This window comes from Chitinophaga pinensis DSM 2588, assembly GCF_000024005.1.
Taxonomy (GTDB): Bacteria; Bacteroidota; Bacteroidia; order Chitinophagales; family Chitinophagaceae; genus Chitinophaga; species Chitinophaga pinensis.
The window spans coordinates 2,017,557-2,041,352 of record NC_013132.1 but is presented as its reverse complement, the minus strand read 5'-3'; the positions used below and the strand labels follow the sequence as shown (position 1 = coordinate 2,041,352).

Below are 23,796 nucleotides of genomic sequence, written 5' to 3'. Positions count from 1 at the left end.
ATTAGCCCCATGTTTACAGGAATAATAGAATCATTAGGAGAAGTAATAGCTACCAGGCAGGAAGGCAGCAATATGGTCATCACCATCCGCTCTTCCCTCGCACCTGAACTGAAAATTGACCAGAGTGTCGCCCATAACGGTGTTTGCCTGACCGTCACCCGTGTCGACAACGAGTCCTACGACATCGTCGCCGTGGCCGAAACGCTGATTAAAAGTAATATCGGGCAACTGACCCCCGGCCAGAAAGTCAACCTCGAAAGAGCCATGATCTTCAACGGCCGGATTGACGGACACCTCGTACAGGGCCACGTCGACAGCACCGGCGAATGCGTGTCCGTAACGCCACAGAACGGCAGCTGGGAATTCCGCTTCCGCTACCCGGAACAGTTCGCCGGCCTGATCGTTGAAAAAGGCTCCATCTGCCTCAACGGTATCAGTCTGACCATATATAATGTAACCAATACGGAATTCACCATCGCCGTGATTCCTTACACATACGAACACACAAATATCTCAGCCGTTCAACCCGGGAATACCATTAACCTGGAATTTGATATCCTGGGTAAGTTCGTGGCCAGGCAGCTTGCCGTCAGATCATAGCTCAAACATCCACTTATGCAATTAACCTCCGCCCTTGCCATCCGCCATCCGGTTATTATGGCGCCCATGTTCCTCGTCAGTAATGAAAAAATGGTCCGGGCAGCCATGGACAGCGGGATCGCCGGTACCTTCCCTACTCTCAACTACCGAAAGGAAGGGGAACTGAAACAGGTACTGGACCAGCTGAACCAATACCGGGCACAATTGCCCGCCGGACAAGGCACCTATGGCGTTAACCTGATCGTTCAAAAGACGAATCCGCTCTATGCAAAACACCTGAAAGAATGTGTAGCTGCCGAAGTACCTTTCTATATTACCTCACTGGGCAATCCCCGGGAAGTAATTGCCGCCGCCCATAGCTACGGCGCAAAAGTACTCTGCGACGTCACCAATATTCAGCACGCAGAAAAAGCGGCCCAGGAAGGGTGTGATGGATTTATTGCCGTCTGCGTAGGCGCAGGTGGCCATGCCGGTCCCTACCCTATGCATATTCTCATACCAGCTTTACAAAAAGCCTTTCCGGATAAACTGCTGGTTGCCGCAGGGGGTATCGCTACCGGACAACAACTCGCCAGTGCCATGGTGCTCGGCGCACACGGCGCCTCCATCGGTACCCGTTTCATCGCGAGTGAAGAAGCCAGCGTCAGCGATGCCTATAAAAATGCTATCCTCGACTACGGCATGGAAGATATTGTACTGACTGAACGCCTTTCCGGTACGCCCTGCAATGTCATCAACACACCAGCCGCAAAGAAAATGGGCTATAAGCAGAACTGGCTGGAGAAACAGCTGAATAAAAATGCCAGTACCCGCAAATACTTTAAAATGCTGGTACAACTAAAAGGCATGAAAAAACTGGAACAGGCCATCAAACCTGGTAATTATCAACAACTGTGGACAGCCGGCCAGAGCGTAGAAATGGTGGAAGATATCAGCCAGATAAGCGATATCGTAGGCCGACTGGTACAGGAACTGGAAGAAACACTGGAAAAAACCAGCCAGTTACTTACCCGGTAATAACAAACAGTTTCTTTACTCTCATAAAAAGAGCTTGTCCGCCATCATAGCGGATAAGCCCTTTTTCATTTACTTATATGATCTACTGCTTCACCGATAGTTTGAAACTGCTGCGCAGCAATACCACCCGTATTATGAATGATACAGATAGTTCTTTCTGAATTCAGCGGGCGTCAGACCAGTATTCTTCTTAAAGAAAGCATTAAAGTTGGGCTGCTCCGCAAAACCAATACTGTAACCGATCTCCTGCAAAGACCAGTCGGTCTGTAACAGGAATACCTTGGTTTCGTCCAGCAACCTGTTTTTGATATGGGTACTCACATTCTGCCCCGTATGCTTCTTTAACAAAGCATTCAGGTGATTGGGATGTACCGAAAGATCTGCCGCAAATTCCTTGGCGGTCCTGATTCTGATAGGATGTTCCCTGTTGATACCGCCGGTTTCTTCTTCCAGCAGTCTGAAAAATTCATGCACATGCCGGTATTCCTCTGATACGTTGTCCGGTGGCGGGAAACTGGCCCTTTTCACACTTTCCACCATAATCAGTTGCAGGTAAGCCTGCATCGAATCTCCACTCAGTTTCCCCCCTGTTACTTCTTCCGCTTTCATCCTGGCGAAAAGTTGTTCCAGCACGGGTACCTCCGCTGCGGGAATACGGATCACACTCTTCGATTTATCTGTAAACAGGCTGAATTTATCCATACCGGCTTTCAGTGCGGGAAATTCTGTCAGAAAAGAACGCCTGAACAAACAATAATACCCTCCGGACTCCTCAGAAAGATTCCGCCAGGAAATAATGTCATTAGGATGTATAAATAAGATAGATGGCTCGTCCAGGTAATAAGTATTCAATCCCATCGTAAACACGCCCGCCCCTTTTGTCGTAAACAGGATCTTGTAAAAATCACGGCGATTAGGGGATAGATAGTTCCGGCATTCATGTATCTCCCGGTCGAATACCCTTATAGTCCAGTCCTCAAAATATTCTCTGAATACAGGGATAAGATCGGGAAGATCTCTTAATGTATCTATCGTGCGGCTATCCAGTGTCTGAGATGGCATAACTATATGGTGTTGAATACGAATTTACGCTGTTTGTCACAAATACCCCCCATAAATGGCGGCTTCACCGACCCCTTGCTATACCCAAATGAGCTACCTTGGACTACACCAATACTATTAACGATGGAAGTACAAACAGTTAGCAGCAGAACCTATGGCTTCATGGTATTGTACGACATGCATACCACGTTTTTCTCCAATGTTATCGTAGACATTTCAGAAAAAGATGCCGGCGAACGTTTGGGTACAAAAGCCAACCATATGGCATGGCTGGCCGGCAGCCTGGTACAGGAAAGATTTGAGCTGGCGAAATCTTTCGGCTTAGATAAACAGCAGCAGGCGCATGATTTATTCAAAGATCACAAAGGCATACAGGAAGGCGTGCAATATCCTGCGCTACAAACATTTGAGCAGGACTGGAAGATCATCTCTCCACTGCTGAGAAAAGCACTGCTGGAGGCCGATGATGAAAAACTGGATGAACCTTTTGAAATGCCTGGTATGAAAATGACCCTGTTTGAACTCATTTCCTTCCAGATTTACCGGGAAGCCAATTGTATCGGGCAATTAGCTTTATGGAGAAGATTGTTAGGCTACCCCGCCATGAAATACATGTAAACAGCTTACCCATCAAATAAATAGTCCCGGAAAAACTCCGGGACTCTACATTCGCCATTCTAAAAACGCTGTATCGCAAAAAAGGCTCCTTACGGAGCCCTTTTTTATTATGCAGCGGAAGTATTTATGCAATAACAACCTGCTCCAATCCTTTCTGTACTGCTGTATCCTGTAAACCAGGAATGCTGCAACCTTCTGCTCTCACCAGCTGTACGTCTGTCAGACCAATGAAGCCCAGCATACCCAGGAGATATGGAGAAGCAAAATCAAATGCCTGTGCAGGTCCTTCGGAGTAAACACCACCTGAAGCCAGCGCGATATATACTTTTTTATCCTTTAACAGACCTTCCGGTTTACCGGTGGCATAAGAGAAAGTTCTGCCGGCACGTACGACGTGATCCAGCCACGCTTTCAGCGTAGACGGAATATGGAAATTATACAGCGCTACTCCCAAAATGATGATATCCGCTTCTTCCACCTCCTTAATAGCCGCTTCTGATAACTTATCAGCAATCGCTGCTGCTTCTGCTGTCGCATCTCCTGCGCCACGGAATGCCAACAGGTGAGATGCATCAAAATGACCTAAAGGATCTTTTGCAAGATCTTTTACAGTCACTGTGCTGCCCGGATAACGTTCCTGTAACTGAGCAATAATTCCATCTGCCAGCTGTGTACTCTTTGACGCAGCGCCACTCACACTGGATACAACTTTCAATATCTTTTTCATACGATTATTTTTATTTTTTAAGCTTGTGATAAGTAAAATAAGAGGCTGCCAGTATTCCCAGGAATACAACCGGTACTACCGGATTAGGCATCGGATCGCCGGAAGCGGCATGTGCAATGGCTGCTGACACAAATGTGAAGGTAAAACCTGCATAAGTCCATTCTTTCAGGCGACCTTTTACAAGAGGAAGCACCAAAAGCACCACTCCGATCAGTTTGGCGATAGCCAGTTCAATCCTGAAATATGCGGGATACCCGATATGCTGGAAAGCCTGGTCCATCTCTGGTTTTGTTAAATAGGCATAGGCGGAATAGGTCATCATTAACGCAATGATTGCAGTAGTGACCCAATAAGTAATACGGATTGCTTTCATCTGAAAAAATTGATGAAGCAAAACTATTCACAATTGATAGCAAATGGTTAGTAGTATACTAAAGGTTAGTAGTAACCTGTTGGATAGTTATTTACCTTCGGGATATGGAAACACAGGTAGCTGAAAAAACAAAAAGAAATGCGAGAGAGTGCGCCGCGAGGTTATCAGCCATTCACGACGCCCTTTATGCCATTGGTGGCAAATGGAAGCTGAAAATCATCATTGTGCTCCGCGAAGACGGCAATAAAAGATTTAACGAACTGCAGCGATCGGTATCAGGTATTTCTGCAAGGGTATTGTCCAATGAACTGCGCGAACTGGAACTGAACGGCTTTGTCAGAAGAAAGGTATATGAAGGACGTCCTGTCGTGGTGGAATACGAACTGACAGAATACAGCGATACACTTGGCGCAGTGTTACATTCACTGAATGACTGGGGTACTATGCACAGGGAAAAGATCCGCAAGGAAATATCCTCCTCTTCACAGGGCTGATCCGCAATCAGGTATTGCGCCTTGCTTTAAAAAAGCAGGTTAACGGGACATATACTGATCGTCCCGCTGAGCATATCTTATCCGTAGAATTGTGTACTTCACAGAAAGCAGCAATAACATCATCACCGGATTCCACAAATCAGTCATCACAGCATCCGGTTTATCGAGAAAGGGATGTATGAGCGATACAAGCGGCATACTGGCAGTGTAAATGAATACATCAATGCCCAAATGCAGCACCCATATGCGGTTAGACTCTCTTTTTACAGAGTTGAAAGTTTTCTTATTTCCCCAAAAGAAACCAAGTGTACACAACAACATAAAAATGATAAGCACCCATGACCGCTCACTCAGATTATCACGATAAATACCACCTCCCATGGTACCCGCAATCAGCCGGATATAAGGCACCGTAAACAGGTTGATAAGTGTGAAAAAAGTAATGCAGTACAGCACACGGGAAAGGTGCGCAGGAGTGCTTTTAATGTATTGAAGTTGTTTTGCCATAAGGGGAATGTTTCATTACAATGAATGGTTCCCTAATTTAACATTTTTTTATGGCATTATTTGCCGTTTTCCCGTATATAACGAAACTATCTGCGCCATCAGCCGGCAACCACTCCCAGCCGTATTCCCAGCAACAAATTTGAGCGAAACCCAAACCAGTCCTACACCTGATCAGCCAGAAAATAGTAGCGACCGCGAATAAATCTACTATATACCGCTACCTGTCAGCCATTTACAGATCGACTGAAAACAAATACCTGCAATATATCATTCGAACAACTTTTCCACATTTTCTGACTAACATATGCTGCCCTCCTAAAAAGCAAATACAAATCTTCAAACGGCACTGTTAATATCTGTTAAGAATTAATTAAAGCCTGCAAGACTTGTAAATGTGGAATGATTTTTTCAGCTTTCAGGTAAAAAAGACATTGAGAGCTTTCTTAATCATCGCGCTGTTATTCCTATTCACACAAACAAAGGCGCAACAAAACAACATCAACAGCATTAAAGCCAGCTACGATCCGGATGCTATTGCAGAGCTGTATGACCGTATACCACTAGGTCTTGTATTCAGATATGAAAATGGACAGACAAGAAAAACTGAAGGATATTTACAAGGCGTCTACAGGTGGAAAAATATAAAAATCAGCAGCTCTAATGGAAGTGTACAGAATGGTTATTTACTGGTTAACAGACAACAACTGGCCAGTCAGCAATTCATTGTTGAACTGACTATATCCGTTCCTGAGTCAGCTACGCCCATCACGACTAAACTCGAATTACCTCACCTGACCGGTATTCGTTTTAATCATTATGCAGATAGTCTTAAAAGAGGCTTTCGCTTTTATCTGAATGTGGAAGGTACTTTTACGAGTGGCAAGGTATATCCGCTGGATACAGCCACTATAAAATTTGAAACAGATGCAGGCAAACTACTGGGGCAGGATCTGCTGTTAAACAGTAATGATGGTACTACCCGTTCCATTACTGTTACAGCTGTCAATAAAAATGATCCCGGTATGTCTGTCTCCAGTACCATACCGGTAAAACAATTATCAGATCAATGATCTCGATTTCAACTCAAGATACTTATTCACCACATTCAATGTCAACTGCTCTGGTGTAGTCAGCAATGACAAAATACCATAGCGGGTCAGTTCCCTTACCATCAGTTTCTTTTCATAAGCAAACTTCTGCGCAATCACCTGACGATAGATGTCTTCCACTGTATGCACATTGTCTTTCGTAAACTTCTTCAGTTCCGTATTCTCAAAAAATACAACGAGCAATAAATGATATTTTGCCAGTTTACGCAGATAAGGCAGTTGTCTTTGCAGCCCTGTCATGGATTCGAAGTTGGTAAACAGGATCAGCAGGGAACGCTGTGAGAACAGACTACGCAATGATACGCTCAATCGCTCGTAATCACTTTCCTCCCATCGCGTTTCCTGCGCATACAGGCGCTCCAGTAACAGGTTCATCTGCGTTTTTTTACCTGAAGCAGGTAATACATCTACCTGCTGCGCAGCCAGCGTTACCAGCCCGGTTTTATCGCCTTTCTGCAAAGCAATATTGCTGAACACCAGGGATGCATTAATCGCATAATCCAGCAGCGAAAGACCATTAAACGGCATCTTCATCGCACGTCCCTTGTCAATCACACAATATACCTGTTGCGATTTTTCTTCAACATAGTTATTCACCATGAATGTACCTCTTCTCGCTGTCGCCTTCCAGTTTAAAGTGCGTACATCATCTCCACGCGTATATTCCTTGATATGATCGAACTCCATACTGTGTCCTATCACACGTTTTTTATGCACCCCCAGTTCTGCGAGGCGATTATTAAAAGAAAAGAATTCATAGTTATGCAAAGCAGCAAAAGAAGGATATACCTTGATGATTGTTTCCTCCGCACCTACTACATGACGTTGCGCTAATCCCAGCAGACTACGTACAAATGCATTGGTTTTTCCAAAGTTATACTCCCCTCTCTCTACCGGACGCAAAGTATAACTTATGTCCTGCTCCTCTCCCGGTTTCATTTGCACTTTCTTACGAAAATCACGAACCTGAAACTGTACAGGCAACTCTTCCAGTACTATCACTGTAACGGGAAAACGATAATTGTTCTTTAGTTTCAGATGGATATCATTTTCCTCTCCGTTACTAAAGCGACCCGCCATATTACGGGAGATCAGCAAAGGCTGTTTCCCTGCCACATACAGAAAGAAAAGATCCAGCAGTAACAGGAATAATAAAGCTGCTGTAACCAGTTGCGCCACCATATACAACGATGGGAAAAAGAAGCTGACCACAAAAAAGATAGCCATGCTTCCCATCAATGTATAAAAGCGGGTCGTAAAGAATAAAGAGAGAAAAAAACGTTTCAACATAACCTTGTGTTTACCTTGGTACTTCCACTGCTTTCACGATCTGCGCAATCACTTCATCAGTTGTAATACCTTCCATTTCACGTTCAGGCGTCAGTACGATACGATGACGCAATACATGCGGCAGCATATTCACGATATCGTCAGGTGTTACAAAATCACGGCCTGTCATAGCAGCAGTCGCCTTCGCACAATTCATCACTGCCAGTGATGCACGCGGAGAAGCACCGAGATACAAAGAAGCATTATTACGTGTTTCGTGTATCAATGCAGCTATGAAGTGTAACAGTTTATCTTCGATATGTACTTTACGTACCAGTGCCTGATACTCGATGATCTGTGTAGCTGTCACTACCCTTTGTATCAGTTGGGTAAGATCTGAAAGACCATTGTACTGATGCATGGCCTGCAGCATGGCTACCTCTTCTGTCAGTGAAGGATATTTCACTTCTATTTTAAACAGAAAGCGGTCCAGCTGTGCTTCAGGTAAACGATAAGTACCTTCCTGCTCAATCGGGTTCTGCGTAGCAACTACCATAAAAGGCGCCGGCAGCGGATGTGTAATACCATCGTTGGTGATCTGTCTTTCTTCCATCACTTCAAACAATGCCGCCTGTGTTTTTGCAGGTGCACGGTTGATCTCATCTATCAGCACCAGGTTACCGAATACCGGTCCGCGTTTATATTCAAACTCTCTTTTTTCAGGATTGAATACAGATGTACCCACCACGTCGGCCGGCATGATATCCGGTGTAAACTGCAACCTGGAAAAGTCTGCATCAATGCAACGCGCCAGTAATTTGGCAGTCAGTGTTTTTGCCACACCTGGTACACCCTCTATCAGTACGTGACCATGCGTAAGCAGGCCCGCTATTAAAAGGTCAATCATTTCATGCTGACCAACAATTACTTTTCCTATCTGTTGACGGATCGCATTTACTGCTTCATGCAGTGCTGTAAAGTCCGTGCGATGCTGGAATGTAGTTTCTTCCATTATTTCGTATTTATATAAAACGCCTGTATTTTCTTATAGAACTGTTGCAGAAAATCATCTGACACAGTCATTGTGTCCCGCATGTGTTGTATATCATGCAATATTTCTTTTACATGCTCCACCGGCATAGCCGCCTTGCGCGACAACGCATCTGCAAATGCATGATCCATGTTATTTGTATTCAGATAATAACGGGTACGTATAAACTCCTGCCATTGCAGAATGATCTTTTGTACCAGGTTACGGTTATCATGCTGCTGATAATAAAGCTGCCCCAGCGCATCCACAAACTCCAGTGAGTTATTCTCCAGTGGAGGTCTTTCGGGAACGATCCGCTGTCTGCGTTTACTTTCAAATATGATATAGAGCAGTAATAAGCCCACTCCCAGCCACAGCGCCCATCTCATAGCAGGATAGCGCATCAGCACCTGCCATTCACTGAAATCGGATGATTGACGGGCATACTGGTATTTGTAAAATTCATCCCAGTATACATGATCCATGTAATGATTGGTATAAGACAACTGACTTTCCAGCGATACCATGTTACGGTCATGCATCAGAAAATAGTTCGTCAGTGTAGATGGTTGTAACAGGACAAATACCGCGCCTTCGCTTACGTTTATTTTCACAAAATTCGGCCGGTTAAAGGCATCTGTTCCCAGGATAGTAGTAGCGCTGGAATCCATGCCGGTGATATAGCTGCCACCCCTGATACCTTTGCGTGAAAAGGCGGTATCAGGCGCCAGGTTTTTATTCACATAACGCTGGTCTGCATTTGTCATAGACTGGAAAAATCCTTCATCATCTACGTGGAGATGCAGGAGATCCAGCAGTATACTGTCGGGTTTGTTCACTGCAATAAACAACTGATTACCGGCGGCCGCGAATTTTATCATATTAGCGGCATCTTCCGGAGACGTGTATAAAACATCTGCTACCAGTACATACAGATTATAATCTGTTGAGGACAGCGTAGCATCTTTTGTATAAGTACGTGTGAATGGTTTCGTAACGACCTGTGGTTTGATCTCATAATAAAACAATTCTGACATTGCTTTAAACATGGCATAACATCCCCCTGGCCGCTTGTCCTTATGGGAAAAACTCTGACGCGCCAGCTCCTGTTCGTCGATATTTTTATTATCAATCGTTCCCCCTCCTGCTGAAAAGATCAACAGGCCCAGAAAAATCAGGACGAAAACGATGATAACTACTATTGCTACTGTTTTTGATTTCACCGGGTATAGCCTAATTCGTTCATAAATTGACGGAACTCTTTGTGCAGATCACCAAACTGCTGACCATTCACCGGAGTTTCTCCGTACCAGATGTATTCATAATTCAATGTCAGCACGGCAAATTTCTTATACCACGGTGTTGACAACATACTACGCAGATAAGCGGCATTTGTTTTCTCCCTGCTAAAGGTAACCACTTCTTTATCGATCAGTACACGTAGTGTTTGCAAATAAAGCAGTCTTACGGCCTGTCTGAATCTGGCGGCAGCGATCGCTTCTTCTATCTGCTGCTGATAGGTTTCAACATCCAGTTCTTCTTCTGTCAGTTTTACCTCATTCCCTGCCTCCTGTGCCGTTTTCTTAAACAGATAACCATTCTGTTTAAGATAAAGAAAGAGCAACCAGCCCAAAAAGGCCACGACAACCACAATGATCAGTTTGTGTATGGCCCGGATGAAGTTAAAAACAGCGTTCAGAAAGCTATCCCAGCCAGCGCTGCGGCGAGGCGGCTCTTTCTTTTTAAGTGTGTATTGCAGCTTTTTATCCTTTTGCAGCACTTTCATCATCGTATCCGGTACGCTACGTACAACAAGCGGATAATCCGCATAAGTTTCTATTGTATCTGCGATGACCGGCGCGACCTGGTCCCACAGGTAATGTTCCTGCACAACTTTATCCGTTGTGGCTGCCAGTGCCGAATCATCGGCTACCTCGTCCGCTTCTTTTTGTGTAACCGTCTGCTCCATATCTGCTGCTACCATAGAATCCCATTTCTCAGCCGGTACAGATTGCTGTGCGTTTGCATATAATGGCAGGATCAATATTATCAGGATATAATAAACACGTATTTTCCTCATTTCACCGGCTTTATAATATTTGCTTTCGGACCGAGCTTATATCCCTTTTTGTGCAGGTAGATCGGGTAAACAATAAAATAACCAATAATAAATGTCAGTGATATCACCAGGATACTGATGCTGGCGGATAAAGGCATGGCAGTATGCCGGGTAACAAAGCCTTCCAGAAACGCCGCCACTGTGAATATAGGTACTAGTGTGATCATGATCTTAATACCATCACGGGCTGTTTTCTTCAGCGCATCCAGCCGCTTTCTTGTACCGGGAAATATAAATCCGCTGATTAATACCAGACCGGCACAACCAGCGATAACAATCGCCGATATTTCCAGGGTACCATGAATCCATATGACCAGTACAGATTTAAAACCCAGTCCTTTGGCAAAGAAATAATATTGAAAGGATCCTACCATTACACCGGTATCCACCATGTACCAGAGTGTGCCAATGCCAAAGAAGATACCTCCTATGAAAGTCCTCATCGCCACCGTGATATTATTCAGTGCAATCCGTAAAAACATAACGAGTTCGTTCTCCTGTTTATAGACACCAAAAGGATCCCCGTTATTGATATTCTGCTCTGTCATACTCACGTATTCATCACCCATTATACCACGAACGAATGTTTCATCATGCGCAGCAGAAAAGGCACCAATGATAAAGAAGAGCAGGAAGAATAAGAATGTAAAAAGGAACAAGCCGTGATATTTCCGAAACAGCAGCGGCAGTTCATATTTAAAGAAATTGCGGAATCTGCCATCCTGTTCTTTACGATTACCGTAGATGCTGTGATAAATAGTGGCTGCCAGACTGTTTATATAGCTCGTTACTTTACTGAAACTATAAAAGGTTTTGGCATACGCCAGATCATCCAGGAGGCTTGTAAAGCGCTCTGCCATTTCATCCGGATCTTCCGCAGGTTGATCCTGGTACTTTTTCCAGCGCTGGAGGTTTTTTTTTATAAAGGTTGATTCACGCATGGGCTATCTGTTAGTCCGTCATCATGGTGCAGGGCCATAAATCCAAAGTCTGCAATGCCTGTTTACCGGAAGTCACTGTGCGACATTCTGCTCATCAGTCGGATATTCATTTAGATATACAAAAAAATATGCCGATTAATTTTATATTAAGAAAATGTAGCTAGATTAGTCTGTTATCTGTGTGGAACAGACTGCTTACAAACTTATCGATTAATCACTAAATTTATACATGGCCAATATAAAAATACCTACTTCCTTCAATATAGATCTGGAGTTTGAAACAGCTAATATTTTCCAGCGACTGATGGGCTGGCTGATCGATGGGTTTATTAAGGTCCTGTATATTACTGTATTAGGCTACACTGTCAATAACCTGCAATTAGGAGAAGTAGCCAGCTATGTTATTTATTTCTTCCTCGGCGTTCTGCCAATGGTCTGCTACTTCCCTGTGCTGGAAATCATTATGAACGGACAAACGCCTGGTAAGCTGCTGATGAATATCAGGGTCAGGAATATGCAGGGTGGACAACCCAGTATGAGCCAACACCTGATCCGCTGGTTATTCCGGATCATCGAAACCCCCTATATCATTATCAACGGACTTATCCCACTGATCGCTATGTTAAGGTCTCCTTATTATCAACGACTGGGAGATGTAGTCGCAGGAACGATTGTCGTAAGTACGAAAACCAAGGCCAGTCTGAGCGGTACGATCTTCAGGGATATGTCGGCAGTAGATTATACACCCCGTTTTCCCCAGATTCTGCGGCTGTCAGACAGAGATATGAATAAGATCAAAAACCTGATGGACCAGGCAGTCAAATCCAACAATCCCGAGCTGACAGCACGCGTCGCTTACCGGGTAAGAGATGTATTGGAGATTCAGACGGACATGATGCCGGGAGAATTTCTCGAAACAATCTTAAACGATTATAACTACTATACCACGCGGTAATTATCTCTTGATCACCATGGTATTGGTCCATTGGTCATGCCAGGGTGTATCCGCAAATCCTGAAAATCGCATAAAAGGTACAAGACGGGATAATGAACGCAGGAATGCATCCTGTAAAGTCAGCGGACTTCCATCTGTACGCACCGCATAGGTAGCCGTGATCATTTTACCGATAGTACGGCCCCCGTTACCATACTCAAAGCCTGTATAATAGGCCACAAAACCCGTTCCCATCGTAAAGTAAAACAAGAACACAAGACCACCGGATTCGTCAAATTTAGCATCACTTAACGCTGTTATAATCAGCACTACTCCCAGTGAAAACATCACGCCAAGAGAGATCGCAATGATATAATCCACTACATAATTCACGAAGCGCTGGGTCTTTTCAGCCTTCCTTGTATACTGAATAGCGTGCAGATCTTCTATCAGTCCTTTTTCAGGGATATTGTCTCCAAATCGGTTTTGCATATAGAAAGTAAAAATTAATGAACAACGCTTAAAAAAAACTGCCGGTTGCTTTTGAATCACAACCGGCAGGTAACTAATTATGGCAAAAAGTTTTCAGACGGCCGGCGTACCGATACTTCCTATCTGATTATCCAGGGACGAGCCTGAAGGGCGACCTCCCGGACCGATATATCGTATATCACTGCTGAACGCCATGATAGGAATAAAGATGGGGCTCAGAAAAAGAAGACCAAGTGTAAACCCGATATCCTTTCCAAAGCTTTTGCTGAACTCATGCGTAAGCATGATCGGCAAAATGAACCATCCATAAATAGGAATTAAGAACATAAATATATACCACCAGGGCTTGCCGATAATCTCCAGCATGACGATAGTGCTATATATCGGGACGATACTTGCCCACCCCGGTTTACCTGCTTTCTCGAATATTCTCCAGCTACAGTAGATGTAAAATACGACAAAGGCCAACCAAATTAAAATAAATACAGCAGAAACTCCGGCAAGTATGCCTCCGGAAGAATCATACGACGAATAGTCTTGCATAATTAAAAGGTTTAGGTGAAAAATTGAGGTATGTAAAACAATTAGAATGTCCCATAGTTTTTCGATAACAGATAACTTTTCCCGGAAAATGGAGCTCAACAGGGGCCAACAATCACATTATATAGCTTTTATAACATCATAAATTACAGAATTGATCACAGTTAATCACATTTTTATTTACTTTTTTTGAAAAAAACTAAAATTTCCCTGAATAATATTTGTTAGTTATTTCAAATGGTGTACATTTGCACCCGGCAAGTCTTATACGACCAGCTCCTACTGAACTCCCCCAGGACAGGAATGTAGCAAGGGTAGGTGGTTGTAGCGGTGCGATGTAAGTAACTTGCCGTTTTTTTTTCTTTTTTATTCCAGGTCATCAGGCGTCTATCGATCATTCAGACACTATTTAACTCTCTTTATAATACGATGACCAGAGAATCTGCCCAATGCTTTCCAACTGTTTATTTCGCGTGATTGTCCGGTTTCTGTATTCATTAAAAGATGAATAGTTGAATACTGTTGATTATGTATTATTTGTTGCGTACTATTGTACCGGCAATTTTATTTAAAAAGGACTAAATCATTTCACAATGAAATTCTTCATAGATACTGCAAACCTTGCACAGATAAAAGAAGCAAACGACCTTGGCGTTCTTGACGGTGTTACCACCAACCCTTCCCTGATGGCTAAAGAAGGCATCAAAGGAGAAGCTAACATCCTCAAGCATTATGAAACAATTTGCGAGCTGGTAGATGGTCCTATCAGTGCAGAAGTACTGTCCACCGACTTCAATTCAATCATCGAAGAAGGTAAGAAACTGGCGGCTATCCACCCGAACATCGTGGTGAAAGTGCCAATGATCAGAGACGGTGTGAAAGCGCTGAAATGGTTCACTGACAACGGTATCAAAACAAACTGTACACTGGTATTCTCTGCTGGTCAGGCTATCCTGGCTGCTAAAGCAGGCGCCAGCTTTGTATCTCCGTTCATCGGTCGTATCGATGACAGCAACTGGGATGGCGTTGACCTGATCGCCCAGATCGCTCAGATCTATAGCCTGCAGGGCTTCAAAACCGAAATCCTGGCGGCTTCTATCCGTACTCCACTGCACATCATCAAATGTGCTGAAGTTGGTGCTGATGTTTGTACCTGCCCGCTGGATTCAATCCTGGGTCTGCTCAAACACCCGCTGACCGACATCGGTCTTGCCAAATTCCTGGAAGACGCGAAAAAAATGTAATCGTACTTTTAGATGGTATACTCCCCGGTGCACGCCATGCATCGGGGATTTTTTTTGCCCCGAAATCCTCTTTTCCTCCCTATTTTTGCACATTCTTTATCTCTTTCACAATAAACTTTCATTCTTTTCTGAAAGTATTGTAAATTTGATATGCATTTATAACTTCCGGCGTTTGAATACATAGTGTTGCAAAGAGAACAACACGATCATTTTTGATTTATTTCTCTGACTGCTAAATGATTGTATTATGATTCAACCGAATATTCCGGAAACTGGTCAACCTCGTGTAGTAATTGTTGGTGGTGGCTTTGGTGGTATCAACCTCGCTAAAAAACTCAAACACGCCCCTGTTCAGGTAGTAATGCTCGACAGGAATAACTATCACCTTTTCCAACCTCTCCTCTACCAGGTATCTACAGCCGGTCTTGAAACTGATAGTATTGCATTCCCCCTGCGCGGTATCTTTAAAAACCAATCCAATTTCATTTTCAGAATGGCGGAAGTAACTGGTGTACGTCCGGCGGAAAACATACTGGAAACAGGTATCGGCGAACTGAAATACGATTACCTCATATTTGCCACTGGTAGTAATACCAACTTCTTTGGCAATAAGGTGATTGAAGAACATGCGATCGGTATGAAATCTCTCATAGAGGCGGTACAGATCCGTAACTATGTGATCAAACAGTTTGAAGAAAGTCTGCTGCTGAAAGATGAAGCACAGATCAAGGCAAAACTGAGCTTCGTCATGGTGGGTGGCGGTCCTACCGGCGTTGAGCTGGCTGGCGCATTCGCTGAATTACGCAAATATATCATGCCGAAAGATTATCCGGAACTGCCGGTATCTCTCATGAATATCTATCTCATTGAAGGTAGTAACCGTATTCTGAACGGTATGAGTGAACACTCTTCTCAGAAATCACTGGAAAGCTTACAGAAACTGGGCGTAAACGTACTGTGCAATGCCGTTGTAAAAGAATACGATGGTAAAACACTGGTATTAAGCAATGGCGAAACCCTCAGTACACAGTCTCTGCTGTGGGCTGCAGGCGTAAAAGGCGTTCCTGTAGCAGGTATTCCGGCAGAAGTTATTCTGCCAAACGGCCGTATCCAGGTCAATGAATTCAACCTGGTAAATGGTACACAGAATATCTATGCCATCGGCGATATCGCCCAGATGGTGAATGATCCTAAATTCCCGAGAGGTTATCCGATGGTGGCTCAGGTAGCTATTCAGCAGGGTGCGAACCTTGCTGAGAACCTGCTGAAAACCATCAAATCTTCCGGACGGAGCCCGAAACCTTTTAAATACAAGGATCTTGGTAGCATGGCGACTATCGGTCGTAACCACGCCGTAGCTGAATTCGCAGGAATGAAACTGAGCGGATTTATGGCCTGGATGGTATGGATGGCCGTGCACCTGATGAGCCTTTTAGGCTTCAGGAATAAGCTCGTGGTATTCAGTAACTGGTTCTACCGTTACTTTACATTTGATCGTGGTACACGTATTATTATTAAACGTGGAGCGGCAAATATTGTGAAGTTGCGCCAGACGGTCAACTAGAAATTAGGAATTAGGAATTGACGAGGTAGTTTCTGAAGTGAGGATTTCCTGATTGAAGCAATAAAATACAAAGGCCAGTTGGTGTATACCGACTGGCCTTCGTATTTTTATTGCTGTTGATAATGATTTATTTACGGCTTAATATAGAATTCAGTGTGGTAGTCGTCACCAGTTCATCTGCACGACCACCTAATGCACGATAGTACACGAGAATCGTATAATTGTTCTCTGTTTCCCACCAGTCGCCTTCCGTGAGTTTTGTATCAGCTTTACTGCCGGCAATAGTATTATCCACTAACGCATATACGTAGTTATAAAAACCCTGTTTCAGGAACAACGAACCTTCATATGCTTTAGTAGCAGGATTGAATACCAGCCGTGTATTATCATTACACTCATAGTTGGTCAGCTCTCCCAATATGTACATGTTATAGCCTGCATATGGTTCTGGTACCGGGTAAGAGAAATGTACAGTCGCATAATCCCCTTCAAAGAAAGGATTGTAATCATCCAGCGTAGCCAGATAATACAGGCCATTGATGTCTTTGATAAACTGATACATCTTCCCTCCTCTTTCAAAATCCGGCATCGCAAAAATATCTGTATGATCTTTCGCGTACTCTGTATTTCTCACACGTTCCGTTTGTAAACGAAAGCTCCGCAGATCTATCCAGCGCCACTCTTTGCCGGCAGGCATCACACAATCCACTTCCCAGTTATATTCAAGTATATTTCCCTTGATGAACAGCGGACGAGGAAACTTAATCGCATTATCCCAACGGTAATTTTGCAGGATCACGACTTTCATCTGATCGAAAGGATTCACCACATTCAGACCGCCCATATTTACAGAGAAATTAATCTTCTGGTGAGTACGGAAAATCTTTGGTGTAACCGGCTGCTGAATAAAACCGCTTACGCCGGCCTTATTACCAACCACCAGCATACGACGGGTGAATGCCAGCTGACTGGTATCACTGTCCATATACACTTTTAAAAGATAGTTACCTGATCTTGTAGGATAACAGTTCTGATTGGGAATTTGTACCGTCCAGTGTGTATATTTCTGTAAAGCAATACTGGAAAAGCGATAATCCTGTATCCTGTTTTCTGAGAAACCGCGCAGGTATTCTACCTGTGTGATCTGTGCAGGCGTCCAGTCAGCATTGCATAAAACGAATGTATAGAAGTAGTTCTTTACATCATTGTCCAGGTCATCAAAGCTGAGCTCCAGTTTTTCATCGCCATTCAGCGTAATAATAGGATAACTCAGCTGGTCGCCGGCCTGATTCAGTTTAACCGACTGAATATTATTATAGTATACGTGGTCAGGCCCAATGGTATTTTCCTGCGCCGCTACAGGCAGCATGTACACCAGCAAACACATTACAGATATACAGAAGAGGGATTTTAACTTCATAATCGCATTTCAAGTAAGCATTAAGGTACTATTTTTTCAACTTGTACAACGCGATGGTCCTGTTCTTTCGTATGATGCGGGTAGCAACGGTTCCCTTTGTGCGAGGGGGCAATAGAACTGTTTAGGATTATATTCAATACATTTGTCGCATGCGTTTATCTCTATTTGTCGCCAGACGGATCGCATTTAACCGGTCCTCTTCCTTTTCGAGGTTTATCATCAACATAGCAGTGGTGGCTACTGCTATCAGCGTGGCGGTCATGATACTGGCGGTGGCACTGGTAAACGGTTTTCAGCAGGTAATCCAGCAGAAAATATTCAGTTTCTGGGGACATATCCACATTACCCAGTATCAGCCTAATGCAGGGCCGCTGACAGAGCAGGTCCCTTTTATAGGTGACAGCTCCATTGTGGAAAAGTTGAAAAATATCAAAGGCATCACCACGGTCAACGCATATGCTACCAAATCTGCGATTGTGAAAGCGGAAAAGGACCTGGAAGGCGTTATTTTCAAAGGTGTGGACCGTCATTACGACTGGAACCATTTGCAGCAATTCCTGCAGGAAGGTCACGCTATCCGGTATAATGACAGTAGCTATGCACCCGAAGTTATGATCTCTGTGAGCCTGGCGAAAGAATTAAAGCTGAAACTCAATGATCCGCTGATTGTTTACTTCATCCAGGGGGCAGGTCAGCCGCCAAGGGCACGTAAACTGATAGTAGGCGGCATTTTTAAAACAGGGATTGAAGAATACGATAAAACGTACATTCTGGGCGACCTGGAACTGATACGCAAGCTGAATGACTGGAAACCAGGCAGTATTGCCGGATATGAGATATTCACAAATGATTACCGTAACATCCAGCAGATTGCCACCAAGGCATATGATGTGATTCCGGAAACCTTATTCATGCGTTCCATTGAGGAAATCTACCCTAATATCTTCGCCTGGCTACGTTTGCAGAATAAAAATGAAATTATCATCCTCGTGATCATGTCTATCGTAGCAGTGATTAACATGATCACCGCCATCCTCATACTGATACTTGAGCGCACAAATATGATCGGTATTGTAAAGGCATTGGGAATGCGCAGCTTCAATATTCAGAAAATCTTTATTTATCAGGCGGGTTATATTGTGCTGGCGGGTATTATCCTGGGTAATATCCTGGGTATAGGCATTGCTGTCCTGCAACAAACGACCGGTTTCTTTAAACTACCGGAAGAATCCTATTATATGTCAGTAGCCGCAATATCCCTGCACTGGTGGGAAGTTTTGGCGATTGATGCAGGTACACTGCTGATATGCCTGCTGGTACTTATTATACCTTCACGGGTGATCCGGAGAATTACCCCTGTAAAAGCCATTCAGTTCAAATAAAGCTCTTTTCCGGATGGCAGATCTTTGTTTAGATAAGGCTTAGATATTTGTTATCCTACGTTCATCTTACGTTCATGAACGTAGGATGAACGTAGGATAACAAATACCTAAACGGCATCAAACCGGATATAAAAAGGCGGCTGATCTTTTAAGGATCAGCCGCCTTTTTTGCTATGAAAAAATAGGTTTATATCAGTAATCTGCCACAGATAATGCCTGCTGCCACACCTGCATTCAGTGACTCCGCACCGCCCAGCCGGGGAATCGTAATTTTATGGGTGCTGGCACTTATCACCGCCTCACTGAGTCCGCGGGACTCATTTCCAATCAGGATAATCCCCTCTTCCAGCTTCGAAAATTCAGTAATATCACGCCCATGCAGTGTGGCTGCATAGGATGGCACACCAGCTTCTTTGATCAGGGTACTGATATCGCTCTCCAGTATCTTTACACGGGCAATACTTCCCATCGTGGCCTGGATGGTTTTAGGATTATAGGCATCTACACAGTCAGGCGTACAAATGATCTGACGGATACCGAACCAGTCGGCTATACGAATGATAGTCCCCAGGTTACCGGGATCCTGGATCGTTTCCAGTGCCAGCGATACCGTACCTTTCAGTGATCCGGGGGCTATAGCAGCCGATCCGGGGATATCCAGCAGGGCAATCGCCTGATTAGGCGTAGTGAGTGCAGACAGCTGTCTTAAGACATTTTCGTCTACTTCCGTTACATTCACGTCTTTCGTACGATCCAGTAACGCCCTGTGAGCAGCGATCCAGGCTGAAGTTGCATATACTTCTTTTACCGGAACGCCCTCCTGTAGCAGCTCAGGAACGATCTTATCGCCCTCTGCCATGAACTGGCTGGATTTTTGACGGTATTTTTTATGCTGTAATGATTGAATATACTTAATTTGCGCCTTCGACAACATAGAGCCAAACCTACATGAATTCTTTTAATCGGCAAAGCCACCCGGATCTGGTCTCTATGGAAATAAACTGAAAACAAAGCTTCTAACTATTAATAATTGTATTGACTCTGATGCAGCAGCGGCCACATAGTTCCCTTTTTATTTACCTGAACTATTCAATCATCCTGATGATTTCACTCGCGCTGGCTGGATGTTCCAATACAAAATACCTGCAGAAAAATCAGCTCTTATATATCGATGCGGATGTAGACGTCAAAGGGGAAGCCTCTTCCATTGACAAACAGGATATCCGTAGTTCTCTTTACTCCAAACAGCTGATGCTGCAACAGCCGAACACACTCTTTGTCGGTACCCGTTTTAAAGTGTGGCTCTATAACCAGAAACACAACGAGAAAAAATCCAACTGGTTCTGGAACCTGATGTTGTCTCCCCGCAACCTGGAAGATCCTGTGATCTATGATTCTACTAAAACAAAAGAATCGATCAAACGCATGGTCAGCTACCTGAATAATCAGGGTTATTTCTATGCCACCATCGATCGCGTGGAATCCATCAAAAGGCAGAAAGTCAGCGTGACCTACAAGGTAAATACCGGCAAAAACTTCGTGATCAATAAGATCTATTACGAAATACCGGATACCAATCTGCTGAAAATCGTAAAAGACAACGAAAAGCTGTCGCTGATCAAAACCGGCGTGCCTTATAAACAGGAAATACTGGGTAGTGAAAGAGAGCGACTGATGCGTGTGATACGTAACGGTGGTTACTATAAATTTGACCGCGACGCTATTGAATTTGAGATAGATACCCTTCATAAAAGCCTGTTCAGAAACCTCATGAATCCATTTGAGGGTATCGTGAACGTGTACAATGAACGTAAAGGACAGGACAGACCTAAAATGGATATTTCCGTACGTATCTGGCATCCGGAAGATTCCTCTATCCGTTATCAGCAATATGTACTGGACAGCATCATTGCCTATCCTGATTACCCGGTGTATGGTAATAATGCAGACTCTATTTTCAAAACCACACAGCGGAAAGAACTGACGATCCGCTTCCGCCAGAATATTCTGAAACCCTCCGTTTTATACAGGTCCATCCTGTTAAAAAGCGGTGATATGTTCTCTCAGCAACGTACCAATGATGCGATCAACAGGTTGTATGACCTGGGTGCATGGCAGTTTGTAACGCTGCAATACCGCGAAAGAAAGGATACGCCCAATACACTCAATACCTACATTTACCTGACGCCAAAACGCCGCCAGGAAATAGGGGCCAACTTTGAGGTCAGTACGAGCTCGGACTATCTTGTGGGTAGTGGTATCAGTTTGAACTATAAACACCTGAATATCGGCCACTCCGCCACACAGTTAAATGTGAGTCTGAATACAGGTATTGAACTGATCCGTTCACAAGGTACCTGGATGCTGCAATCACAGGAGATCGGCGGACAGGTCAGTCTGATATTCCCAAGGTTTATCACACCTTTCCATATTGCGCAGGGTACACGTTCGGCAGTAAGAACCCGACTCACAGCGGGGGTTGACTATCTTACCCGTTCTTCGAAGTTTTACATTTCCAACGTAAATGCATCCTTTGGTTATGAGTGGAATGCTTCTCCTTATAAACGCTGGATCGTAAAACCTATCTCCCTGAACTATGTAGGTGTAAACCTGAATGAGGTATTCCGGGAAACAGTGGTGAACCTGAACCCTTATCTGAAACGTAGTTTTGAACCGGCATTTATCGGCGGAGAAAACGTCACTTACATCTACAGCAATAACGATGCACTGCATAAGAATCATTACTCTTACTTCCGTGCAAACGTAGAAGAGTCCGGCGCATGGCTGAACGGTATCAACAGTTTGTGGGGTGCTGTAGCCAGCAACGGGAATGACCTGGAGACGATGACCAATATGCCGATCGCGAACTTCCTCAAACTGGAAGCGGATTACAGACATTACTGGTCACTGACCAGCCACACCGTACTTGCCACCCGTGCTTATGGCGGTGTGGGCATTCCTTATGGCAAATCGGATGTAATGCCTTATATCCGTCAGTTTACAGCCGGCGGTCCTAACAGTATCCGTGCGTGGCGACTGCGTACGCTGGGTCCTGGTGTATTTAAAGACAGTTCGTTAACAGCCAGTACATTCCCTGATCAGACGGGTGATATGAAGCTGGAAGCTAATATTGAATACCGTTTTGACCTGTTACGTCTTTTTGATGGCAGCATTAACCTGAAAGGCGCTACTTTCCTGGATATAGGTAATATCTGGATGCTGAAGAAAGATACCACCCGTCCCGGTGGTGAATTCAGATTACAAAACCTCTACAGAGATCTGGCGGTGGGTACCGGCGCCGGTTTGAGACTGGATTTCTCCTTCTTCCTGATCAGGCTTGACTGGGGTGTGCCTGTTAAAGTACCTTATTTCAAAGGCAACAAGAGCGGCTGGTACCTGGGAGAATGGCAACTGGGTAATGCAGAGTGGCGCAGGAATAACATTATCTGGAACATTGCGATCGGTTATCCCTTCTGATCATTTTCTTTTTTCAATAGAAAAAGCCTGATCAGACGATCAGGCTTTTTTTATACACACTAATGCACAATTGCCTTACTAAGATTTCGCTTTGAAAGTGCCGCCCAGTTCTTCCACAAATTTCTCAATCTCCCAGGCATCTTCCAGCTTAAACGCACCGATTCTTGTTCTGCAAAGACTGCTCATATAACCGCCCACGCCCAGCGCTGCGCCAAAATCATTGGCCAGAGAACGGATATAGGTACCGGTACTGCATACAACGCGGAAATGTATTACCGGCAATGCAATGTTTGTAATTTCAAATTCTTTGATGACGATGTTACGCGGCTCTACTTTCACCTCTACCCCTTTTCTGGCCAGTTCATAGATGGGTTTACCATTCTGTTTGATCGCAGAGTGAATAGGCGGTAACTGTTGTAATTCGCCAATAAACTGTTTTGTCGTATCATGTATCAGCTCTTCGGTGATACCGTCCAGTGGTTTAAAATCTGTTGGTTCAGATTCCAGATCGTAAGTGGGCGTTGTTGCACCTATAGTGAAAGTACCGGTATATTCTTTTTCCTGTGCCTGGTACTCGTTGATCTTTTTTGTCATTTTACCTGTGCAGCAGATCAGCAGACCAGTCGCCAGCGGATCGAGGGTACCCGCATGACCAGTCTTTGCTTTTGTGGTGTTTCTTATCTTTCTTACGATATCGAAAGACGTCCATTTCAAAGGCTTGTTGATCAATACCACCTGTCCTTCTTCGTAAATATTTTTTTCAGCAGTCTGATTCATCCGGCAAAGATAATAGAAACACAGGATGCAGCGTTCAACGGGTGAAACAGTGCAAGGGTAGAAAATATGCGCTTTTTCAGTATTTTCACGCAATTTTCAT

The 23,796-nt window shown here is 44.2% G+C and carries 24 protein-coding genes and 1 other RNA gene; 11 read left to right on the top strand and 14 right to left on the bottom strand.

The features are described from left to right. The first annotated feature begins 9 nt into the window (after positions 1-9). Together CPIN_RS08515 and CPIN_RS08510 are read left to right on the top strand one after the other, a co-directional pair. A complete protein-coding gene (locus CPIN_RS08515) occupies positions 10-600 on the top strand; it encodes a riboflavin synthase (RefSeq protein WP_012789368.1) in 591 nt (196 codons plus the stop codon). Between the two features lie 15 nt (positions 601-615). Beyond that, positions 616-1,617, top strand: coding sequence for an NAD(P)H-dependent flavin oxidoreductase (locus CPIN_RS08510; RefSeq protein ID WP_012789367.1), 1,002 nt, complete (start codon positions 616-618; stop codon positions 1,615-1,617). Between the two features lie 132 nt (positions 1,618-1,749). On the opposite strand, the gene CPIN_RS08505 is transcribed toward CPIN_RS08510, so the two are convergent. Continuing rightward, a complete protein-coding gene (locus CPIN_RS08505) occupies positions 1,750-2,679 on the bottom strand; it encodes an AraC family transcriptional regulator (protein WP_012789366.1) in 930 nt (309 codons plus the stop codon). 123 nt (positions 2,680-2,802) lie between these two features. Between CPIN_RS08505 and CPIN_RS08500 the strand changes: the two genes are divergently transcribed. After that, positions 2,803-3,297 carry a DinB family protein gene (locus CPIN_RS08500; protein WP_044218164.1) on the top strand — a complete coding sequence of 165 codons (495 nt, stop codon included), beginning with the start codon at positions 2,803-2,805 and terminating at the stop codon, positions 3,295-3,297. A 124-nt stretch (positions 3,298-3,421) separates the two neighbouring features. Here CPIN_RS08500 and CPIN_RS08495 read toward each other — a convergent pair whose 3' ends face one another. Both CPIN_RS08495 and CPIN_RS08490 read right to left on the bottom strand, forming a co-directional pair. Beyond that, positions 3,422-4,024 carry an FMN-dependent NADH-azoreductase gene (locus CPIN_RS08495; RefSeq protein ID WP_012789364.1) on the bottom strand — a complete coding sequence of 201 codons (603 nt, stop codon included), beginning with the start codon at positions 4,022-4,024 and terminating at the stop codon, positions 3,422-3,424. Between the two features lie 10 nt (positions 4,025-4,034). Beyond that, positions 4,035-4,397, bottom strand: coding sequence for a DoxX family protein (locus tag CPIN_RS08490; protein WP_012789363.1), 363 nt, complete (start codon positions 4,395-4,397; stop codon positions 4,035-4,037). A gap of 104 nt (positions 4,398-4,501) precedes the next feature. Between CPIN_RS08490 and CPIN_RS08485 the strand changes: the two genes are divergently transcribed. Next, positions 4,502-4,891 (top strand): winged helix-turn-helix transcriptional regulator, encoded by a 390-nt coding sequence (locus CPIN_RS08485; protein WP_012789362.1) that lies wholly within the window; start codon positions 4,502-4,504, stop codon positions 4,889-4,891. Between the two features lie 39 nt (positions 4,892-4,930). Here the strand turns inward: CPIN_RS08485 and CPIN_RS08480 are convergent, their stop codons facing one another. Continuing rightward, positions 4,931-5,398 (bottom strand): hypothetical protein, encoded by a 468-nt coding sequence (locus CPIN_RS08480; protein WP_012789361.1) that lies wholly within the window; start codon positions 5,396-5,398, stop codon positions 4,931-4,933. A 431-nt stretch (positions 5,399-5,829) separates the two neighbouring features. Between CPIN_RS08480 and CPIN_RS08475 the strand changes: the two genes are divergently transcribed. Further along, positions 5,830-6,468 (top strand): hypothetical protein, encoded by a 639-nt coding sequence (locus tag CPIN_RS08475; RefSeq protein WP_148230524.1) that lies wholly within the window; start codon positions 5,830-5,832, stop codon positions 6,466-6,468. Here CPIN_RS08475 and CPIN_RS08470 read toward each other — a convergent pair. From CPIN_RS08470 to CPIN_RS08450, 5 genes are read right to left on the bottom strand one after another with little or no spacing between them, the layout of a single operon-like run. Next, positions 6,457-7,797, bottom strand: a complete 1,341-nt coding sequence (locus CPIN_RS08470) for a DUF58 domain-containing protein (RefSeq protein ID WP_012789359.1) — start codon at positions 7,795-7,797, stop codon at positions 6,457-6,459. The genes CPIN_RS08475 and CPIN_RS08470 overlap by 12 nt on opposite strands. Positions 7,798-7,807: 10 nt before the next feature. Continuing rightward, on the bottom strand, positions 7,808-8,788 hold the full coding sequence (locus tag CPIN_RS08465; RefSeq protein WP_012789358.1) for an AAA family ATPase: 981 nt from the start codon (positions 8,786-8,788) through the stop codon (positions 7,808-7,810). Further along, the gene (locus CPIN_RS08460) at positions 8,788-10,029 is read right to left on the bottom strand and encodes a DUF4350 domain-containing protein (RefSeq protein ID WP_012789357.1); all 1,242 of its coding nucleotides are present in this window, start codon (positions 10,027-10,029) and stop codon (positions 8,788-8,790) included. Before CPIN_RS08460 ends, CPIN_RS08465 begins: the two co-directional genes overlap by 1 nt. Next, positions 10,026-10,886: a hypothetical protein gene (locus tag CPIN_RS08455; protein ID WP_012789356.1), complete on the bottom strand. Its 861-nt coding sequence runs from the start codon at positions 10,884-10,886 to the stop codon at positions 10,026-10,028. Before CPIN_RS08455 ends, CPIN_RS08460 begins: the two co-directional genes overlap by 4 nt. Then, positions 10,883-11,866: a stage II sporulation protein M gene (locus tag CPIN_RS08450; protein WP_012789355.1), complete on the bottom strand. Its 984-nt coding sequence runs from the start codon at positions 11,864-11,866 to the stop codon at positions 10,883-10,885. The genes CPIN_RS08455 and CPIN_RS08450 overlap by 4 nt, the downstream gene beginning before the upstream one ends. Before the next feature lie 229 nt (positions 11,867-12,095). Here CPIN_RS08450 and CPIN_RS08445 point away from each other — a divergent pair, with 229 nt between their 5' ends. Then, positions 12,096-12,821, top strand: coding sequence for an RDD family protein (locus CPIN_RS08445; RefSeq protein ID WP_012789354.1), 726 nt, complete (start codon positions 12,096-12,098; stop codon positions 12,819-12,821). On the opposite strand, the gene CPIN_RS36440 is transcribed toward CPIN_RS08445, so the two are convergent. Both CPIN_RS36440 and CPIN_RS08435 read right to left on the bottom strand, forming a co-directional pair. Beyond that, positions 12,822-13,292 (bottom strand): RDD family protein, encoded by a 471-nt coding sequence (locus CPIN_RS36440; RefSeq protein ID WP_012789353.1) that lies wholly within the window; start codon positions 13,290-13,292, stop codon positions 12,822-12,824. A 93-nt stretch (positions 13,293-13,385) separates the two neighbouring features. After that, positions 13,386-13,835: a DUF5684 domain-containing protein gene (locus tag CPIN_RS08435; RefSeq protein ID WP_012789352.1), complete on the bottom strand. Its 450-nt coding sequence runs from the start codon at positions 13,833-13,835 to the stop codon at positions 13,386-13,388. A gap of 252 nt (positions 13,836-14,087) precedes the next feature. Here CPIN_RS08435 and ffs point away from each other — a divergent pair. The 3 genes from ffs (at position 14,088) to CPIN_RS08425 (ending at position 16,640) form a co-directional block, all read left to right on the top strand. Continuing rightward, positions 14,088-14,187: signal recognition particle sRNA small type (gene ffs, locus CPIN_RS37405), an RNA gene on the top strand. Between the two features lie 238 nt (positions 14,188-14,425). Next, complete coding sequence (fsa, locus tag CPIN_RS08430) at positions 14,426-15,076, top strand: fructose-6-phosphate aldolase (RefSeq protein WP_012789351.1); 651 nt, start codon at positions 14,426-14,428, stop codon at positions 15,074-15,076. A 247-nt stretch (positions 15,077-15,323) separates the two neighbouring features. Beyond that, complete coding sequence (locus CPIN_RS08425) at positions 15,324-16,640, top strand: NAD(P)/FAD-dependent oxidoreductase (RefSeq protein WP_012789350.1); 1,317 nt, start codon at positions 15,324-15,326, stop codon at positions 16,638-16,640. Positions 16,641-16,767: 127 nt separating this feature from the next. Here the strand turns inward: CPIN_RS08425 and CPIN_RS08420 are convergent, their stop codons facing one another. After that, positions 16,768-18,060: a type IX secretion system plug protein gene (locus CPIN_RS08420; protein WP_012789349.1), complete on the bottom strand. Its 1,293-nt coding sequence runs from the start codon at positions 18,058-18,060 to the stop codon at positions 16,768-16,770. Between the two features lie 149 nt (positions 18,061-18,209). Between CPIN_RS08420 and CPIN_RS08415 the strand changes: the two genes are divergently transcribed. After that, complete coding sequence (locus CPIN_RS08415) at positions 18,210-19,442, top strand: ABC transporter permease (protein WP_012789348.1); 1,233 nt, start codon at positions 18,210-18,212, stop codon at positions 19,440-19,442. Positions 19,443-19,629: 187 nt separating this feature from the next. Here the strand turns inward: CPIN_RS08415 and CPIN_RS08410 are convergent, their stop codons facing one another. Beyond that, complete coding sequence (locus CPIN_RS08410) at positions 19,630-20,376, bottom strand: TrmH family RNA methyltransferase (RefSeq protein ID WP_012789347.1); 747 nt, start codon at positions 20,374-20,376, stop codon at positions 19,630-19,632. Between the two features lie 110 nt (positions 20,377-20,486). On the opposite strand from CPIN_RS08410, the gene tamL reads away from it, so the two are divergent. Next, the gene (tamL, locus tag CPIN_RS08405) at positions 20,487-22,919 is read left to right on the top strand and encodes a translocation and assembly module lipoprotein TamL (RefSeq protein WP_012789346.1); all 2,433 of its coding nucleotides are present in this window, start codon (positions 20,487-20,489) and stop codon (positions 22,917-22,919) included. A 78-nt stretch (positions 22,920-22,997) separates the two neighbouring features. Here the strand turns inward: tamL and truB are convergent, their stop codons facing one another. Next, the gene (gene truB, locus CPIN_RS08400) at positions 22,998-23,696 is read right to left on the bottom strand and encodes a tRNA pseudouridine(55) synthase TruB (RefSeq protein WP_012789345.1); all 699 of its coding nucleotides are present in this window, start codon (positions 23,694-23,696) and stop codon (positions 22,998-23,000) included. Positions 23,697-23,796 lie beyond the last annotated feature (100 nt).

What these genes read in the sequence shown, in the direction of transcription:
- CPIN_RS08510 (WP_012789367.1), top strand. Translation starts at nt 616, where the DNA reads ATGCAATTAACCTCCGCCCTTGCCATCCGCCATCCGGTTATTATGGCG.
- CPIN_RS36440 (WP_012789353.1), bottom strand. Translation starts at nt 13,292, where the DNA reads ATGCAAAACCGATTTGGAGACAATATCCCTGAAAAAGGACTGATAGAA.
- CPIN_RS08485 (WP_012789362.1), top strand. Translation starts at nt 4,502, where the DNA reads ATGGAAACACAGGTAGCTGAAAAAACAAAAAGAAATGCGAGAGAGTGC.
- CPIN_RS08435 (WP_012789352.1), bottom strand. Translation starts at nt 13,835, where the DNA reads ATGCAAGACTATTCGTCGTATGATTCTTCCGGAGGCATACTTGCCGGA.
- fsa (WP_012789351.1), top strand. Translation starts at nt 14,426, where the DNA reads ATGAAATTCTTCATAGATACTGCAAACCTTGCACAGATAAAAGAAGCA.
- CPIN_RS08445 (WP_012789354.1), top strand. Translation starts at nt 12,096, where the DNA reads ATGGCCAATATAAAAATACCTACTTCCTTCAATATAGATCTGGAGTTT.
- tamL (WP_012789346.1), top strand. Translation starts at nt 20,487, where the DNA reads ATGCAGCAGCGGCCACATAGTTCCCTTTTTATTTACCTGAACTATTCA.
- CPIN_RS08495 (WP_012789364.1), bottom strand. Translation starts at nt 4,024, where the DNA reads ATGAAAAAGATATTGAAAGTTGTATCCAGTGTGAGTGGCGCTGCGTCA.
- CPIN_RS08515 (WP_012789368.1), top strand. Translation starts at nt 10, where the DNA reads ATGTTTACAGGAATAATAGAATCATTAGGAGAAGTAATAGCTACCAGG.
- CPIN_RS08465 (WP_012789358.1), bottom strand. Translation starts at nt 8,788, where the DNA reads ATGGAAGAAACTACATTCCAGCATCGCACGGACTTTACAGCACTGCAT.
- CPIN_RS08420 (WP_012789349.1), bottom strand. Translation starts at nt 18,060, where the DNA reads ATGAAGTTAAAATCCCTCTTCTGTATATCTGTAATGTGTTTGCTGGTG.
- CPIN_RS08490 (WP_012789363.1), bottom strand. Translation starts at nt 4,397, where the DNA reads ATGAAAGCAATCCGTATTACTTATTGGGTCACTACTGCAATCATTGCG.
- CPIN_RS08470 (WP_012789359.1), bottom strand. Translation starts at nt 7,797, where the DNA reads ATGTTGAAACGTTTTTTTCTCTCTTTATTCTTTACGACCCGCTTTTAT.
- CPIN_RS08480 (WP_012789361.1), bottom strand. Translation starts at nt 5,398, where the DNA reads ATGGCAAAACAACTTCAATACATTAAAAGCACTCCTGCGCACCTTTCC.
- CPIN_RS08455 (WP_012789356.1), bottom strand. Translation starts at nt 10,886, where the DNA reads ATGAGGAAAATACGTGTTTATTATATCCTGATAATATTGATCCTGCCA.
- CPIN_RS08505 (WP_012789366.1), bottom strand. Translation starts at nt 2,679, where the DNA reads ATGCCATCTCAGACACTGGATAGCCGCACGATAGATACATTAAGAGAT.
- truB (WP_012789345.1), bottom strand. Translation starts at nt 23,696, where the DNA reads ATGAATCAGACTGCTGAAAAAAATATTTACGAAGAAGGACAGGTGGTA.
- CPIN_RS08450 (WP_012789355.1), bottom strand. Translation starts at nt 11,866, where the DNA reads ATGCGTGAATCAACCTTTATAAAAAAAAACCTCCAGCGCTGGAAAAAG.
- CPIN_RS08410 (WP_012789347.1), bottom strand. Translation starts at nt 20,376, where the DNA reads ATGTTGTCGAAGGCGCAAATTAAGTATATTCAATCATTACAGCATAAA.
- CPIN_RS08425 (WP_012789350.1), top strand. Translation starts at nt 15,324, where the DNA reads ATGATTCAACCGAATATTCCGGAAACTGGTCAACCTCGTGTAGTAATT.
- CPIN_RS08415 (WP_012789348.1), top strand. Translation starts at nt 18,210, where the DNA reads ATGCGTTTATCTCTATTTGTCGCCAGACGGATCGCATTTAACCGGTCC.
- CPIN_RS08500 (WP_044218164.1), top strand. Translation starts at nt 2,803, where the DNA reads ATGGAAGTACAAACAGTTAGCAGCAGAACCTATGGCTTCATGGTATTG.